The sequence below is a fragment of the Micromonospora sp. WMMD812 genome (genome assembly GCF_027497215.1).
Classification (GTDB): Bacteria; Actinomycetota; Actinomycetes; order Mycobacteriales; family Micromonosporaceae; genus Micromonospora.
In genome coordinates this window covers 6,135,780-6,152,175 of the sequence record NZ_CP114904.1, presented here as the reverse complement: position 1 = coordinate 6,152,175, position 16,396 = coordinate 6,135,780, and the positions used below count along the sequence as shown (strand labels likewise).

Genomic DNA, 16,396 nt, shown 5'->3' with positions numbered 1-16,396 from the left:
GCCGCGGCGACCCGCCACCGGCGGCCGTCAGACGTACGGCCGGGTGGCGTACGCCTTGCGCAGCGCGGCGAGCCCGGTCGCCTTGGGCGTCAGCGTGCCCCAGCCCGAGTTGAAGTAGTTGGTCCGCACGATCCGCGGCCCCCGCTCGGCGTTGAGCTGGGCGATCACGGCCGGGACGGTGGCGATCCACCCGGCCTGGTCCGGCACCTCGGCCACCCGGACACCCCACTCCGCGACGAGCACCGGGCGGGAGAGCCCGACCGGGCCGAGATCGGCGACCGCCCAGTCCTTCGTCCGGCGGAACCGGGACAGCGCCGTGTGGCTCGCGCTGGTCGCGTAGACGTTCCACTGGAGGAAGTCGAGGCGCGACATCAGCGACTCCGGGTGGGTGCGCTGAAAGCAGGCCCGGTCGAACCCGCCCACCCCGACCGAGAAGGTCGTCCCGGCCGGCAGCGCCCGCGCCTTGAACCAGTTCACGATGTAGGTCATCGCCTGCACCGCCCGGGCGTCCGACTCCGCCCAGGTGTACGCCTTCCCCGCCTCGCTCGTGCCGAACTCGTGGTCGGTGTCCAGCTCCGAGGCGAGCTGGATGTTCACCCCGAAGCCCATCGTGCGGTACTGGGACAGGGCGCGGGCGAACAGGCCGTCGCACCGCCCGGCGAGGACCTGGCCGTAGCCGTACGCCTTGGGCCAGGTCGTCCCCGGTCGCTGCTGGATGGTCATCGCGGGCTCCGGGACCGTGTACGACGTGCCGTCCACGGTGAAGGTCTGCGGCCCGGCGTTGGGCGCGCCGTAGTGCTTCAGCTCCAACACCATGTTCACCTGCACGCCGGCCCTGCCCAGCGTGATCAGCCACGGTCGCTGGTATCCGGGAAAGACGTAGCCGTCGGCGAAGCTGCGGTATTGGGTGAGCGAGCGAAAGTTCCCGCCCGCCATGTCCGCGGTCGGGTCGGCACCACCGGAGAGGTAGTAGCCCCCGAGCACGGGCTGGGCGATGGCGTAGTCGGCGGTGCCGGTGGCGGTGCGCCCGCCGGTGTCGCGCACCGTGACGGTCACCCGGGGCATCACGCCACCGCCCGGTAGACGGCCACGGCCCCGTTGTCCGACATCCGGCTCCAGGCGCGACCGGAGTCGTCGGTGACGGTGACGGTGAGCGGGTCGATGACGGCGGCGACACGCACCGGAGCACTGCTGTTGCCCTGCGCGTCGGTCACCACGATCGTGACGGTCAACGGCCTCGTGTCGGCGTCGGCGTAGGAAACCGTGAGGGTCATCTGGTCCCCCGGCGAATACGTCGACGCGTTCAGGGATGCGGTCAAGGTCGGAGTGGCCATGGCGGCCCCTCCTCTCTGGCTCGGTCGCCGGCGACGCACGGCACACGGCCGACGCCGGTCCGGTCGGGTGTCCGGATGCGGGAGGCCGGGGCCGCCGGGGCGCACGGGGCGCGGCCGGCCGGCGGGGACACCGGCCACCAGAGTTGGGGTGACGTCCTTGTCCGGGTGGGAACGGCACCGCTCCGGGCGCCCGGTGCGGGCCGCGACCGCGGCCGGCCGGCTACGCGGTCGGACCGGCGCTGGTACGCCGTGCCCGCCGCGGCGGCTTGGCCGGGCCTTGCGGATGGCGGCGTCGGCGGCGACCGTGCTGTCCCCGCCGGGCCGGAGGAATGGGATGTGGCCCGCCATCCGTCAGCCTCTTCACCTGCTACAACAGTGCGACGCCGGACCCCCCGCCGTCCTGTCCGCTATCAGACAGTCGACTCGCGTCGATACCATCCGGGCTGCCCATCGGGTCGACCGGAGAGGTGCCGAGTGCTCAGGACGACTAGGCGAGTCAACACGACGATGAGCATCTGGCGGCAGGGCCTGTGGCGATACCGGCTGACCACCGCCGGTGCCGCGCTGGCGGCGTTGAGCATCGCCACGGCCGTGCGGACGCCACCGGTCGCGCTGAGCGTGGCCGCCGCGGCGGCCGGCGCCGTGGTCTCCACGCTGGAGATCCTCAACAACCGGCGCCGCGCCCGGCAGTACCGCTTCCAGCACCGCGCCGCCGACGACTACCGGGACATCGCCGAGCAGGTCGCCGGCGCCGGCCGGCTGCTCGAGAACGCGCACAGCCTCGGCGTCGTGCTCGCCGACGAGAGCGCGCGGCTGCGCGGGCACCGCATCGACGTCCGGATCGAACCAACCGACTACGTGCTCGGCCGCGACCTGAAGCGCTGGTCGTTCGACTTCCTCGCCCGGCACGCCCGGACCGCCGCCCTGCACAACGACCCCGTTCTGGGCCTCTCCAGCGACCTGCCGACCGGCTCCGACGACGCGGTGGTCACCCTGCGCCGGGCGCACTACTTCGACTTCTTCTGCAGCAACCTGCTCGCCCCGTACGACGTGCAGGAGGCCGGCCGCCGGACGCCGGTGCTGCGCGGGCGGGACCTGCTCCTCGACCACCGGGGTCGGCTGCGCGGCTTCCGGGACAGCCGGCTGGCGAACGTCGTCGGCGTCTCCACGCTGGCGTTCACCATCGACGGCCAACTGCTCCTCGTCGCACAGAGCCGGGACAACGTGGGCAGCCCAGGGCTCGTCGCGCCGTCCGGCTCCGGATCACTGGAACCGCGGGACGCGCCCGCCGGCGAGCTGACGTTCCAGCAGGTCATCCTCAACGGCGCGCTGCGGGAGATGCGGGAGGAGTGCCACGTCGAGCCGAACGAGATCGCCGGAAGCGCGGTGCTCGGCTCCGGCCGCTGGCTCAGCCGCGGAGGGGTCCCGGAGTTCGCCGCCGTGGCCATGCTCAAGGTGACCGCCGACGAGGTGCTCGCCCGGAGCGTCCGGTGGCGCGAGCGGCCATACGTGGGCGAGGTGACCGCCGTGCGGGTGAGCCCGACGGCCGAGTGGGACGCGGCGGAGCCACTCGCCCTGCTGCCCGTGACAGACCGGCACGCCGCGTCCTGGCCGTTGGCCTTCAGTCTCGCCTGCCTGACCGCGTGCCTGGCGGACGAGGCGTGGCCGCTGTGCGACGAGCTGGCGGCGGTCGTCGACCAGTGACCGCCAGGTGCCCGCCGCCCGGTGCACGCCCGATCGCGCCCTGCCCCGCCGGGACCCTGCCTGGCATCATGGGATCGACCCCGACGGCCGGCGGTGGTAGGTCCCGAGTGGACGGTGTGGAGGTCCGATGCCCCCGACGGTGGCGATAGTCGGCAGTGCCGAGCCGGGTCGCGGCTACGATCCGCCGCTGCGTGACACGGCGTCGGCCGCCGCGGCGGCCGAGGAACTCGGCCGCGAGCTGGCCGCACAGCAGTGCCGGATCGTGGTCTACTCCGGCGACGACGAGTTCATCGAGTCGGCCGTGGTACACGGCTACGTCGCCGCCGGCCGGGCCGAGCCCGGCTCCGTCCAGGTCCGTGGCCCCTACGACGCCACCACCGCCGGGTTCGCCGAGGTGCCGCGACGGCCGGAGCTGTTCCACGTCCTGCCCGACGCGTCGAGCGACTGGGAGGTGAGCTTCTACCGGTCCCTGCTCGCGGTGGACGCCGTCCTGCTCGTCGGCGGCGGACGGTCGACCTTCATCGCCGGCCTCATCGCGCTGTCCCGCCGGGTGCCGCTGGCTCCGGTCGCCGCCTTCGGCGGCGGGGCGGAGAAGGCATGGCAGCGGCTGCGGAGCGAGCCGGGCCAGGCCACCGAGGACGACCTCGCGGCCACCGCCGGGGAGTGGCGACCCGGCTCGGCGCGGGCGATCGTCACCTCCCTGGTCGAGCAGCACCGGCGGCACGAGCAGGAGCGGGAACGGCTGCGGCGGGAGTCCGCCCTGGAGGCCCGCCGGGGGACCCGCAGTCTGCTCGTCGGCCTGGGGCTGCTGCTGGTGGCGCTCGCCGCCGTGCCGCTGTCGTACGCCTGGGAGCCGGCGAGTTGGCGGGCACTGGCCGTCCTCGCGGCCGCCCCGGTGCTCGCGGCCATGTGCGGCGCGATCATGCGCAGCGCCTCCGACGGCTCCGGCAACCGGCTGCGCGCCGCGGTGCTCGGCGCCTGCGCCGGCGCGGTCGCCTTCCTGCTCTTCGTCGCCGCGCAGCTGTCGACCAATCCGGAGGTGCTGTCCGGCGGCGGCGCGAAACGCCTCGTCTTCTTCGTCCTGGCCATCGGCTTCATCGCCGGGTTCGGCTTCGACGCCGTCTACGCCAAGCTGCGCGGCACCGACGTGACCACCACCTCCGCCGTCGAGGTGGCCACCGGCCCTGTTGCGGGTCGATAGTCCGCTGCCGCCGCCGGGCGGTTGCTCGCGGTCCGGCGGTGACTCCCGTCGGCGGTGACCTGACGTCAGCCGGAGGCGGTGCCGCGGACCGCCCAGGCGCGGGCGGTGAGCCGGATCGCGTCGTCCGGCGCGGTGGGCGGCGGGGCGGCGAGCAGGTCACGCAGCCGGTCGCGCTGCGACTCGGGTCGGGCCACGAGGTAGCCGGGGCCGGGCCCTGACCGCCCTGGAACGGAATCCAGAAGTCGGCGAAGTCGCCGAACACCGTCGGTGAGGACCTTCGTCAGCCAGGCCTCGGGGACCTCGATGCGGTCGACGTCGGCCGCCTGCCAGCGCAGGAACGCCTCCTGGACGGCATCCTCGACCTCCGCGGCGGAGCCGAGGAGGCGGTAGGCGATGGCCTCCAGTCGCGGCCTGGCGGCCTCGAACCGGTCGACGACCTTGGCGGTCAAGGGCATGACCCGACCCTGGCCCGGACCGCGTGGACCGGTCGACGTCGAGGGCGCGTAGGACAGTGCGTGGCGTTGGATCCGTCGGGTTGACCTCAAGCACGGTTGATGGTTGAAGCTCACTCCATGGTCGACATCAACAGGGCAGCATCCAGGATCGCGGTCATTGGCACGGGGGCCATCGGTCGTGCGGTGGTACATCGATTGTTGGGAGCCGGGCGTGACGTCGCGGTGTGGAACCGTACCGAGAGTCGCGCGGCCGACCTGGTGACCGCGGGGGCGCGGCGAGCGCGCTCCGTCCGGGAGGCTGTGTCGTCCAGCACCCTCATTCTCCTGACCCTCACGGACTACCCAGCGGTGGAGCAGTGCCTTGCCCAGCTCGACACGGACCTGTCCGGGCGGACGATCGTCGGGATGTACACGGGCACCGCCGGCGAGGCGCGGCTGGCCGCCCGTCGGGTCACCAGCCTGGGCGCGCAGTACCTCGACGCGGGGATTCAAGCCTCGCCCGAGACGATCGGCACCGACGCCGCAACGATCTTGTACAGCGGCTCCCGGCACGCGTTCGAGCAGCACACGGCGACCCTCGAGCTGTTGAGCAGGCCACGCTTCGTCGGAGAATCGCCGGAGGCGGCCGCGGTCTGGGACCTCGCCCTCTTCGGGGTGTGGTACGACGCCCAACTCGGCCTGCTACGAGCCCTGGACGCCGCGCGTGCGGCCGGTATCGACGTGACAGAGTTCGCCCGCACGGCAGGCAGCCAGCTGGGCCACGTGGTCACGGCGGTGTCCGCCACCGTCTCGGAGCTGCACCAGGCCGCCTATCCCCCGGGCCCCGCGAACCTCACCGAGCACCTGACGGTCGTCCGCCACCTCATCGACCTGCGAGCCGGCCGACCTCTCGGCGACGGCGGACTACCGGAGGTGGCGGCGAGACTCGACGCGCTCATCGCAGCCGGCCGCGGAGGCGAAGGCCTGACTGCGACGGTCGGGTAGCGTCCGCCGCGCGAGTGGCTGACCAGGGGATCTCCGGTGGGGTGGGCGGACTCTCACCACAACCCCGCCGTCCGTGGACCTCTTGTCGACCTAATGCCTACCGTCTCCGCTAGGCAGACGGGGACGGGGCCTCCGGTGGGCGTCCGGCGGCGCGGCGCGCGTCCGCGAGGGCGACGCCGAACAGCACGACGGTAGCGACGGCGGCGGCGAGCAGCGGCGGGGCGAAGAACAGCGGCGGCGCCAGCAGGGCCAGAACGGCGATGCCGACGAGCCGGCGCAGGGCGAGCCGGTTGAAGACGGCTCGTTCCAGCCGACTGCGGCCGAACAGGAAGAGCGCCGGCCCGCCGAGGATGGCCACGAGCCAGACCAGCTTGGCTTTCCCGGAAGGATGCGCCAGCACGACTTCCGAGCCAGCCGCGGCCAAGGTGATGCCGAGCACCATGAGCAGATGGGCCACTCCGATGATCCCGCCGGCGGCCGCCCGATTCGACGACATCTCGACGGCCTCGGCGAGCACCTGGCCAGCGCGATAGAAGTAGATCCGCCACATCACCACGGACGACAGGAATGTGATCACCAGGGCCACCGTTGCGGCGAGCGTGGCGGGGTGATTGGCGTAGGTGAGGCCTATCGACACCACCGTCTCGCCGAGCGCGATCAGCAACAGTTGCTGGTAGCGCTCGGGGAGGTGACTGCTGCTGGCCATCCCCCATCCGCTGATCGGTGGTCGGCGCACGCCGGGTATCGGCCATCTGAGCCGCGCCACGACCAGGTCCACGGTGAGGGCGATCAACCACAGAATGAGCCGATGGTGTCCGCGCATCGCCGCCCCGGCGAGCCAGATGATGCCGGAGACACTGGCCCAGATGGCCAGCCGGGCGTAGAGCGCCCGTACCTCCTCGTGCCCCCGCAACAACCGCCGGAGCAGCAAGGGGCGGCCGACGTGCAGCACCACGTACACGACGGCGAAGGCGGCGCCGCGTGCCTCGTACTCGTAGGGCACGGACGTCGCCATGATCAGCAGGCCGAACGCGCTGACCAGGACCAGCAACTGGATCCAGCGATTGCGGCAGTCGAACCGGCTCGTGATGTACGCGGTGGTCGTCCACACCCAGAGCAGCGGCAGAGCCAGGACGATCAGGTCCAGCGGCGCCATCCACTGCAGGCGCAGGTTGTCGGAGAGAAGGTCCGGCACCATCCGGCTGACGACCCCGAGCAGGGCGAAGACCAACACCAGGTCGAAGAACAACTCCAGGAAGCTGACCTGCCGGGCGTCCTCCTCGCCGCGCAGGATGCTCTCGACCTGCGCCGGCTGCGACGGTCGCCCCATCCGACCATGGTCGCGGGCGGGTCGCCTTGCGTGCACCGGTTTCGCCCGTCATCAGACCCGGGCGGTGACGGCGGAACTCGTTTTCACGAAACCCCGAACGGCAGTGTCGCGTTTCCGGCACCGGGATGCTGCCGGCAAGGAGCACGCTCGGCACTTCGACCGCAAGATCGGTCCCGCCGGCCGCCGGGTCGTCGTCGGCATGGCTGAGCAGGGTGTTTCCGTGGTGGGGCGGGCGGGACTCGAACCCGCGACCGAGGGATTATGAGATCAAGATGGCCGACCCGTTGGCCTGGGCACCTGCGGGTCTAGCAGACGAAACGCCTCTCGACATCTCACACCGCTCCCCCGTCGTCCGTCGACCTCTTGCGGACTAGATGCGGACCGCTCGTCTTGGCGGGGTCTCAGCTGGTAGGCGGTCTTGTCGAAGCCCGAGGGTCGTCCGCCGTGAAGCCCGAAACCGTTGATCATCCCGCACCGACCGGTTGTAGCCTTGGCCCTCATGAGTTGGCTGCCTGAGGACTTCGTCCACCCCGTCTACGTACCCGTGCCCAACACCGCGCTTCACCTGCGGCCGATCCGGGAGGCGGACACCGCGATCGACTACCCCGCCGTGATGGGCTCCCGAGAGCGTTTGTGGGAGATCTTCGGCCCGGCCTGGGGCTGGCCGAAGGAGACAATGACCTTTGAAGAGGACCGCATCGACTTGCTGCGGCACGAGAAGGAGATAGCCGCGCACCAGTCGTTCAACTACGCGCTGCTGGACGAGGAGGAGACGGCAATCTTCGGCTGCGTCTACATCGACCCGCCCGAGCGCACCGGCTCCGACGGAGAGGTCTCCTGGTGGGTGGTGGACGACCTCCTAGGCGGCGAGGTGGAACGCGCACTCGACGCGCTGGTGCCGCAATGGATCGCCGCCGACTGGCCTTTCCAGCAGCCCCGTCATCTGGGCCGTGACATTACCTGGCAGGACTGGCTCGCGCTGCCGCGCGCCTCGTGACACGTCCGAGGCGGCGCACGACGCAGAGGCGTTCGGGGCGGATCTCCTGGTTGGGTAATCGACAGATCACCCAACCTCCCGGCGATAGGTGGCCGCCAGTCCGCCCCCATCCCCGGATAGGTGCCAAGGACTGCGGCGCCCGGCCGGGGTCAAGGGTGGCCGTAGGCCATCGGCGTGCCGACGCGCAGCGCCCTTGACGCCGGGCGGGTGGCGTAGAGGATCGGGCACCCGGGGAAGGGTCACGGCCTGGTCCTCGTCGTCATCGAACCGCGGGCGGTACCCACGAGAGTCCGGGGGCAAGCAGCTCTGCTGCGGGGCAGCGATCGCCCCGCCCTGAGTGGACAAGAGCAACCCCGACGGCGATCGTTCCGGCCCAGCCCTTCATCTCTCTGGTCCTCCGCAACGTGGCCGGCCGGCCCGGCCGAGGCCGGAGGTCGCCAGCAGGCCGGGGCCGGGCCGGTGCGGCCCGCTTGCGGGCCGCCTTGATTCTGTAGAGGGCAATTCGGCAACCACATCACCCCGCTGCTGTCCTCCGTCGACTGATGCGCGGCGTTCGTCCGCCACCTGATCTGCGGCACAGCCGGCGCGCGGGACGCGGATTGTGCGGATGCCGCTCGAACGGTGTCGCTACCTGTTGAGCTCGCGGTTAGCGTCTGCCAGGGACACGGTTCGGCGGGGCCAGCGGACCAGCTGCTGCACGACGACGCCATGCCCGTAGGCATCATCGTCCTCTGCTGGAATCCCAAGTTCCTGCAGGTAGCGGGTCAACAAGGCCCGATCCAGGCGGTCCCGGATGCGGCGGGCGGTATACCGGGACAGATCCTCGAACGGCAAAGGGCAACCGGACTCGTACCACTTCCACCGGCCATCGGCAGCGACCGCCGACAGAGTCCGTTCATATATGAGCGGCGGTTCGCCCTGGGGCCCCATGACCCACAGTTGCGTCCCCTCATGCCCTGGCCCATGACGAGGTGAGTGCTCTGCCACGACGCACCTGACGTCCAGATCCCTGGCAATGGCCGGCCCGATGCCTGTCAAGTCACCGCCGTTCACGAAGTTGTTTAGGTACGCGGTCCAATTGCCGCACCGCATCACGAGCTCCCGTGCCCAGGGCGCCTCGAAGGGAACCAAATTTTCCAGCACTTCCGGATAGGGGCGTGGCGGCGAGACACGTAGCTCGACCTCGGTGTGCACCTTGCGAACAGCGTCGAGCACAGAATCCGGCGATGCGTGGATGTACTGGACGGACCAACCGATCGGACTCGCCGAGCCCCCCAAAAGCCGAGACATGACGCGACCCTAGCGACAAGGCCTCCATCAGCACCGGCAGGATCCTGGTACACACCCTCACCGGCATGGCGGGGCGTTGATCGCCGGAAATCTGGGCCTAGACGGCTCGACCTGTCGCACATCAGCCGGCGGAGGTCTGTCGCAGATCAGTTTGTTCGAGGACGACCTGGACCAGGTGGCGGACCGCTTGGACCGGCGGCGGGTCGTGCTGCTGCGGACTCAGTGCGGACTGAGGGTGTCGGCCCAGACCTCGATGCGGTTCGCCCGGGTCGTCGGCAGCAGGGCTGACCAGGGGTTTTGCTTGGTGGGGCGGGCGGGACTCGAACCCGCGACCGAGGGATTATGAGTCCCCTGCTCTAACCGGCTGAGCTACCGCCCCGGCACCGCGCCGGATCTTATCCCGCTCGGTCGATCACCGGCCAGCACCGGCACCGATGCGCCTTATCGGCGCCGCCGTTGCCGCAGCAGCACGATGGGCAACGCGAGGATAGCAGTGAGCAACCAGCTCACCACGACGATGCCCCACAGCCAGCCGTCGCGCTCCTCCGCCGGCGTGGCGAACGTGCCGACCGTGAAGATGAGGGCGAGCCCGCCGACGCCCAGCACGGCCAGCCAGCAGAGCACCAGCACCGGGATCTCCCACCAGGACCGCCCACCCGGCCGGCCCGCCGCCGACTCGGCCGGCCGGGGCCGCGGGATATGTTCCGGATCCCGGGCCGGCATGACCACCTGCCGGTCGGCCGGCACCTGGGCGTCGATGGTCGGGACGGTCGCGGGATGAAGCTCGAACAGGGTCGGCTCGATCCGCAGCGAGATGCCGTCCTCGCCGATCAGCTGCCGGCCGCCGTCCGGCCAGGCGAGCAGCACCGCGCACTCGGCGTACCGGATGGTGGCCGGGCCGTGGGAGGCGAGGTAGCTGACCCCGTCCGTGCCGACCCGTAGCTCCGCGGTGCCCCGCTTCTCCCGGTAGGTCGTGCCCGCCACGGCGTCGGCGGAGCAGGTGGGCGCCGCGACGAAGCCGGCCCAGTCCGCCCGGTGCCCGTCCGGCACCATGAGCAGCGCGGAGGACGTCGCCTCCCGCGCCACGTCGTGCAGGTCGCCGATCGTCACCGCCTTCAGCTCGGCCCGCTGCTCGTCCAGGCTGAGGTTGGGCTCGCCGGTGAGCAGGTTCAGGGCGCGCGACGGCAGCCGGGCGGCGTCCACCTCGGCGGTGGCGAGGAGGTCCTCCCGCTTGGCCACGGTGGCGTCCAGGTCGGCCTGGTCGAACCGACCGACCCGCAGCTTGGCGAGGACGTCGACGAAGCCGCCGAGCACGGCGTCCTGCTTCTCGGGCAGCGCGTCGGCGAGCGCGCGGAGGGTCACGTGCCCGTCCCCGCGAGGCTCGTAGCCGGTCTGGATGGCGTAGGAGAGCCCGCCCTCCTGCCGCAGCGCGCGGTACAGCTCGCGCTCCAGCACGCCGGTGAAGACGTTCGCGGCGGTCCGGCGCCGCACCACCGCGTCGAGCACCACCGCCCGCGACCCGTTGACGAAGTACGCCGGGGTCTGCGGCAGCGCCGACGACACCGGCGGGACCGGCTGGCGGACCCCCTCCGGCAGCGGCAGCCGCAGCCCGGCGGGCACCCGGTCACCGGCGATCCAGAGCACCCCGTTCTCCCGGGTGAACCAACGGGCGACCCACTGCCGGAGGTCGTCGGCGGTCAGCGCGGGCAGACCGAACTCGGGGTAGCTGCTCAGGCCGTGGTCGCGGGCGCCGTGCCGCCACAGCGCCAGGTCGCCGATGGCCGCGGTGCCGCGGCTGCTCCACTCGGTCCGGAGGATCTCCTTCTCCACCTCCATCCGGGCGAGCGGGAGGTCCAGCAGGCTTCCGCAGACGGCGGTGAGGAAGTCCGCGATGTCCTGCTCGGACCCCTGCATGTGGAAGCTGGTGAAGATGGGCGCGGTGACGCCGTTGAAGTGGTAGTCGGCCAGCCCGAGCGGGGCGAGCGCGAGGTGTTCCACCAGGTGGGTGATGCCGCTGCGGGCCAGCGTCTCGTCGGCGGTGCCGACCCGGAAGGTCAGCCCGGCATGCATCGGGCCGGCGGTCGGCGCGAGCAGGGTGGTCACCCCGTCGACGTCCAGGTGCTGGATCACGCGACTCCACCCTTCCGGTACGCCTCGGCACGGAACCGCTGGAACTGCTTGCTGTGGTCGCCGTCGATGTAGCCGAACATCGCCTCGTCGCCGAGTGGCCCCAGGGCCTGGAACTGCTCGGCGGCCGCGGCGTACTCCTCGATGAGCACGAACGCCATGGCGAAGAGACTGCGGACCCAGACCCAGCCGTGGACGTGCCGGAAGTCGGGATGCCGGACGGAACGGTGTGCCGCGTCGTTGATCTCCTGGCGGACCTGCGGGCTGCGCAGGTAGGTCCGGGCCGCTTCGAGGCCGTCGCCGTCCAGGGCCTGTTCCAGGTGGGCCTCCGCGACCAGCACCGCGTTGGGCGCCCCGGGCGGCGCCCCCTCGGCGCACTCCCGGGCGAAGCCGTGCGCCCGCTCCCAGGTGCCGCTCCACTTCGGGCAGAACTGTTGCAGCAGCGAGGCCTGCGCCGGCAGGTGGTGCGGGTGGTGCTGGGCCAGCCGGTCGTACCGCCGTCGCGCCTCGGCCTGGCCGAGTTCCAGCCCCCGGCAGTTGGTGATCCGCTGGGTCCAGGCGGTGGCGTCGTCGGGGTGCCGGGCGGTGACGTCGATCAGCACCTGCTCGGCCCGGCGCAGGTGGTCGTGGAACTGGGCGAACTGCTCCCGGCTGACGTACTGGGCGCGGTAGGACGAGCGGATCCGCCAGCCGGCCCGGATCAGGTGCGCGCCGAGCATGGTCCCGGCGAGCGCGTCGTCCGGGTCCTCGGTGACCACCGTGCGCAGGAACGGCTCGACGCCCTCGGCCTCCGCCGCGACGCCGACCAGGAACGTCCGGGCGTTGCTGTCGTGCTGCGCGAGGAGCGCGCGCAGGGCCGGCCAGTCGCCGGCGGCGAGCGCGTCGCGGACCGGCGTGACCTCGGGGTACGCCGCGGACGGCTCGAAGTTCGGTGGCGCGAGGGGTGCGGGCACGGCGGAGAGCCTAGGTGATCATCAGTCGACGCGGCTCCCCCATTCAGCCGAGGCGGAGCTGGGCGAGGACCGCGCCGGCGGCCCGCCAGCCGCTGGCGAGCGCGCCCTGGATCGACGGGCTGGCGCGGTGGTCCCCAGCGACGAAGAGCCCGTCGCCGAGCGCGACCGGCTTGCGCAGCCGGCCCTGCGGGGGCGGCGCGGCGGGCAGGGCGGCCGGCACCCGCACGGTCGTCAGGTGGGTCCAGTCCGCGGTGGACCGGCCGTAGAGGCGGGCCAACTCCGCGCGTACGGTCGGCTCGGGCGGGGGCGTCGGGCCGACCACCGAGGTGGCCACCAGGTGCCGGCCGTCCGGCGCGTACGTCGGTGCGGCGTGGCTGACCACGACGGTGTTCGCGACGAGTTCCCGCCGGTCACCGTCGACCAGCAGGATCGGCTCGTCCAGCGGCGCGGTCCCGGTGCTGTGGTAGTAGGTCGTGTAGCTGTGCATGCGTACCGTCGGCAGGCCCGGCAGCAGCGTGGTCGCCGCCGGTGGATCCACGGCGACCACGACGGCCCGGCAGCGGAGGTCGCCGGCCTGGGTGCGGACCCGACCGGGCGCGACCTCGGCGACCGGCGTGTCCAGGTCGATCAGGTCGGCGGGCAGCGGGGCGGCGATCGCCCGGGGCAGCGCGGCCATCCCCTCGGCCGGCAGGCCGATCCGGCCGCGGGCGAACGAGCGGAGCACCATGGCCAGCACCCGGCTGGACGTCTCCAGCTCCCGGTCGATGAAGACGCCGGAGAGGAACGGGCGGATCAGCTCCTCGATGATCGCGTCGGAGAGGCCGGCCCGCCGCAACGCGACCTCGCTGGTGGTCTCGGGGGCGGCGAGCAGCCGTCCGGCGGGCAGGGTGGCGCAGCCGGCGGCCAGCCCGGCCAGACGCAGCCGGTCGCGCAGGGAGCCGACGCCGGCGAGCGCGGTGCGCGGCCCGCCGGTCGGCTCGCGCAGCGGGTTGACCAGCCGCACCAGCCGGTCGTCCCGGCGCACCAGCACCCCCGAGGTGAAGGTGCCGAGCTCCAGCCGGTCCACGTCGAGCAGGGTGCCGAGCCGGGGGTAGGCGGTGTTGAGCACCTGGAAGCCCCGGTCCAGGAGGTAGCCGTCGACCGCGTCGGTGGCGACCCGGCCGCCGAGGCGGCCGCCGGCCTCCAACAGCCGCCAGGGCGTGCCGGCCCGGTGCAGCCGGCGGGCGGCGGCGAGCCCGGCCAGGCCGCCGCCGATGATGACCACGTCCGTCTCAGCCGGCATCGCGCCGCCCCTCCTCGTGGTTCGTGCGGGCCAGCCGGCCCGGCCACCAGACCTTCGGCCCGATGTCGTACGCGAGCGCGGGCACCAGCAGCGAGCGGACGATGATGGTGTCGATCAGGACGCCCACCGCGACCGCCGTACCCAGTTCGACCAGCACCACCAGCGGGAGGACGGCGAGCGCGGAGAACGTCGCGGCGAGCACGATCCCGGCGGAGGTGATCACCCCGCCGGTGACCGCGAGGCCGACCAGCACGCCGGCCCGCGTGCCGCGCCGAAGCGACTCCTCCCGCACCCGGCTCATCAGGAAGATGTTGTAGTCGATGCCGAGGGCGACCAGGAAGACGAAGGCGAACAGCGGGAAGGCCGCGTCCACGCCGGGGAAGTCGAAGACGTACCGGAACAGCAGCCCGCAGAGCCCGAGGGTGGCCGCGAAGGAGAGCAGCACCGTCGCGATCAGCAGGATCGGGGCGAGGAGCGCGCGCAGCAGCAGGGCCAGGATGACCGCGATGACGGCGAGCACCACCGGGATGATCACATTCTGGTCCCGCTCGGCGGCCTCGGTGGTGTCCACGTTGATCGCGGTGAAGCCGCCCACCACCGCGTCCGCGTCGGGCACGCGGTGCACGGCCGCGCGCAGGTCGCGGACCGCCCGCTCGGCGCCGTCGCTGTCCGGCGGGTCGGCGAGGGTGGCCTCCAGCTGGATCCGGCCGTCGACCACCAGCGGCGGTGCGGCCGGCCCTCCGGCGGCCCGGTCGGCGGTGACCGGCCGGACGCCGGCCACCTCGCGGACGCCCTGGGCGGCCTCGGTGACCTGTCGGGCGGTCCGCTGGTTGGTGACGATGGTCGCCGGGCTGCCGGTGCCGGCCGGGTAGTGCCGGGCGATCACCTCCTGGCCGGCCACCGAGTCGGTGCGCTCGGTGAACAGGTCGGACTGGCCGAGCGTGGTGACGCCGAGCTGGGTGAGGCCGAGGGCGAGCAGGCCCAGCAGCACGGCGGTGACCAGCCAGACCGGGCGGGCCCGGCGGGCCACGAAGCCCGCGATCCGGGCCCAGACGCCGTGCTCCGCCCGCGGGTCGGCCCGGTCGTTGCGGGGCCAGCGTGGCCAGAACGCCCACCGGCCGCCGAGCACCAGCAGGGCCGGCAGGAAGGTGAGCATGACCAGCAGGGTGGCGGCGATGCCGGTCGCGGCGACCGGGCCGAGCGCCCGGTTGGAGTTGAGGCTGGACAGCAGCAGGCAGAGCAGGCCGAGGATGACCGTGCCGCCGGACGCGATGATCGCCGGCGCGGCCCCCTTCCAGGCGGTCCGCATCGCGGCCCAGGGCCGCTCGTGCCGGTGCAGCTCCTCGCGGTAGCGGGCGATCAGCAGCAGCGCGTAGTCGGTGCCGGCGCCGAAGACCAGGACGGTGAGGATGCCCTGGGCCTGCCCGTTGAGGGTGACCAGGTCCGCGTCGGCCAGCAGGTAGACGACGAGCGACGCCAGGGCGTACGACATCCCGGCGGCGAGCAGCGGAAAGAGCCAGAGCACCGGGCTGCGGTAGACGATCAGCAGGATCACCAGCACCACGCCGAGGGTGACGAGCAGCAGCGCGCCGTCGATCGCGGAGAAGACCTCGATCAGGTCGGCGAGGAGGCCGGCGGGCCCGGCGACGTCCACGGTCAGCCCGTCGGCGCCGCCGCCGGTGATGTCCCGTATCTGGTCGACCACCGTGCCGATCCGCTCTCCCTCGGCGTCGTCGATCGGCACCACCACCTGGAGCGCCTGACCGTCGGCGCTGGGAATCGGTGGGGGCAGCGGCCCGACCACGCCGGGCAGCTTCGCGATCCGGCCGGCGTCCGCGGCCACCCGCTGCTTGTCGGCGTCGGTGAGGCCGCTGCGGCGTTCGTACACCACGAGGGCGGGGGTGGTCTGCCGGTCGACGAAGCCGCGGCTCAGCTCCTGCGCCCGGGTGGCCTCGGCGTCGGCGGGCAGGAAGGCGGCGTTGTCGTTGGTCGCCACGTCGCCGAGCCGTCCCGAGTAGGGGCCGGCCACCGCGCCGACGACCAGCCACGCAAGGACCACCGCCACCGCGATCAGGGTGGCCCGGCCGCGGCCCAACGGTCCGGACATCCGCCCCCACCCGTGAATCGACGCACCGATCGACGCCGGAGAAGCCTGGGCCGACCCTCACATCCTGCCGGCCGACCGCTCCCGATGTGCCGAAATGCCCTGCTCACCCCGATTCGTGCCCCGTCGCGCCAGCGCATCACGCGCGCCGCTCCGGCCGCACCCCGGGTCATTCGTTGATCTTGCAGTTCGCGCCCGTCAATTGCCCGGTCGTGCGCCATTCGCCGGACGGAAATTGCAAGATCGCCGGCGGGAGAGGGCCGGGAACGCAGAACGCCCGGCGGCCAGGGGCCGACGGGCGTCGAGGAGAGGTGGCTCCCCCGATTGGACTCGAACCAATAACCTGCCGGTTAACAGCCGGCTGCTCTGCCAATTGAGCTACAGGGGATCGCACCGCCCGGCGAGCGGATCTCTCCGACGCCGTGCGACGGGGACAAGAGTACAGGATTCCCGGGGGTCTTGGTCCAGGGGGTTACCGGGCCCACCCGGGCGGCTCGGTGGCCGGGCGGCGGCCACGCGACAACCGACACAGCAATTGGGACAAATCGTCATCACGGCACAAGCAGGTATGAGCCCGGAGCAGGATGGGTAGTTAGCTGCGGACGACAGGACGCAGGCGCGAGTTGGTCGCACCC

General features: G+C 72.3%; 12 protein-coding genes, 2 tRNA genes and 1 pseudogene. 4 read left to right on the top strand and 11 right to left on the bottom strand.

Annotated features, from left to right (window positions below; all coding sequences use genetic code 11):
* Positions 1-27 precede the first annotated feature (27 nt).
* The gene (locus tag O7603_RS28510) at positions 28-1,065 is read right to left on the bottom strand and encodes a hypothetical protein (RefSeq protein ID WP_281572810.1); all 1,038 of its coding nucleotides are present in this window, start codon (positions 1,063-1,065) and stop codon (positions 28-30) included.
* Positions 1,065-1,334 (bottom strand): hypothetical protein, encoded by a 270-nt coding sequence (locus tag O7603_RS28505; RefSeq protein WP_281572809.1) that lies wholly within the window; start codon positions 1,332-1,334, stop codon positions 1,065-1,067. The genes O7603_RS28510 and O7603_RS28505 overlap by 1 nt, the downstream gene beginning before the upstream one ends.
* Before the next feature lie 507 nt (positions 1,335-1,841).
* Between O7603_RS28505 and O7603_RS28500 the strand changes: the two genes are divergently transcribed.
* Positions 1,842-3,038, top strand: a complete 1,197-nt coding sequence (locus O7603_RS28500) for a hypothetical protein (protein ID WP_281572808.1) — start codon at positions 1,842-1,844, stop codon at positions 3,036-3,038.
* 127 nt (positions 3,039-3,165) lie between these two features.
* Positions 3,166-4,239 carry a hypothetical protein gene (locus O7603_RS28495; RefSeq protein WP_281572807.1) on the top strand — a complete coding sequence of 358 codons (1,074 nt, stop codon included), beginning with the start codon at positions 3,166-3,168 and terminating at the stop codon, positions 4,237-4,239.
* A gap of 263 nt (positions 4,240-4,502) precedes the next feature.
* Here O7603_RS28495 and O7603_RS28490 read toward each other — a convergent pair.
* A pseudogene (locus O7603_RS28490) lies at positions 4,503-4,694 on the bottom strand (sigma factor); the annotation flags it as partial.
* A gap of 117 nt (positions 4,695-4,811) precedes the next feature.
* Here O7603_RS28490 and O7603_RS28485 point away from each other — a divergent pair.
* A complete protein-coding gene (locus O7603_RS28485; protein WP_281572806.1) occupies positions 4,812-5,678 on the top strand; it encodes an NAD(P)-binding domain-containing protein in 867 nt (288 codons plus the stop codon).
* Positions 5,679-5,787: 109 nt separating this feature from the next.
* Here O7603_RS28485 and O7603_RS28480 read toward each other — a convergent pair whose 3' ends face one another.
* Positions 5,788-7,008 carry a low temperature requirement protein A gene (locus O7603_RS28480; RefSeq protein ID WP_281572805.1) on the bottom strand — a complete coding sequence of 407 codons (1,221 nt, stop codon included), beginning with the start codon at positions 7,006-7,008 and terminating at the stop codon, positions 5,788-5,790.
* A 499-nt stretch (positions 7,009-7,507) separates the two neighbouring features.
* On the opposite strand from O7603_RS28480, the gene O7603_RS28475 reads away from it, so the two are divergent.
* Positions 7,508-8,005: an N-acetyltransferase gene (locus O7603_RS28475; RefSeq protein WP_281572804.1), complete on the top strand. Its 498-nt coding sequence runs from the start codon at positions 7,508-7,510 to the stop codon at positions 8,003-8,005.
* A gap of 627 nt (positions 8,006-8,632) precedes the next feature.
* Here O7603_RS28475 and O7603_RS28470 read toward each other — a convergent pair.
* From O7603_RS28470 to O7603_RS28440, 7 genes are all read right to left on the bottom strand, one after another.
* Positions 8,633-9,295 carry a hypothetical protein gene (locus tag O7603_RS28470; RefSeq protein WP_281572803.1) on the bottom strand — a complete coding sequence of 221 codons (663 nt, stop codon included), beginning with the start codon at positions 9,293-9,295 and terminating at the stop codon, positions 8,633-8,635.
* Positions 9,296-9,597: 302 nt separating this feature from the next.
* Positions 9,598-9,674, bottom strand: a tRNA-Ile gene (locus O7603_RS28465).
* Positions 9,675-9,736: 62 nt separating this feature from the next.
* Entirely contained in the window at positions 9,737-11,425 is a 1,689-nt protein-coding gene (locus O7603_RS28460; RefSeq protein ID WP_281572802.1) for an insulinase family protein, read from the bottom strand.
* On the bottom strand, positions 11,422-12,375 hold the full coding sequence (locus O7603_RS28455) for a hypothetical protein (protein ID WP_281572801.1): 954 nt from the start codon (positions 12,373-12,375) through the stop codon (positions 11,422-11,424). Before O7603_RS28455 ends, O7603_RS28460 begins: the two co-directional genes overlap by 4 nt.
* A gap of 43 nt (positions 12,376-12,418) precedes the next feature.
* A complete protein-coding gene (locus tag O7603_RS28450) occupies positions 12,419-13,657 on the bottom strand; it encodes an NAD(P)/FAD-dependent oxidoreductase (protein WP_281572800.1) in 1,239 nt (412 codons plus the stop codon).
* Positions 13,647-15,764 carry an MMPL family transporter gene (locus O7603_RS28445; protein ID WP_281572799.1) on the bottom strand — a complete coding sequence of 706 codons (2,118 nt, stop codon included), beginning with the start codon at positions 15,762-15,764 and terminating at the stop codon, positions 13,647-13,649. The genes O7603_RS28450 and O7603_RS28445 overlap by 11 nt, the downstream gene beginning before the upstream one ends.
* 309 nt (positions 15,765-16,073) lie before the next feature.
* Positions 16,074-16,149: transfer RNA gene (locus O7603_RS28440), tRNA-Asn, on the bottom strand.
* Positions 16,150-16,396: the final 247 nt, after the last annotated feature.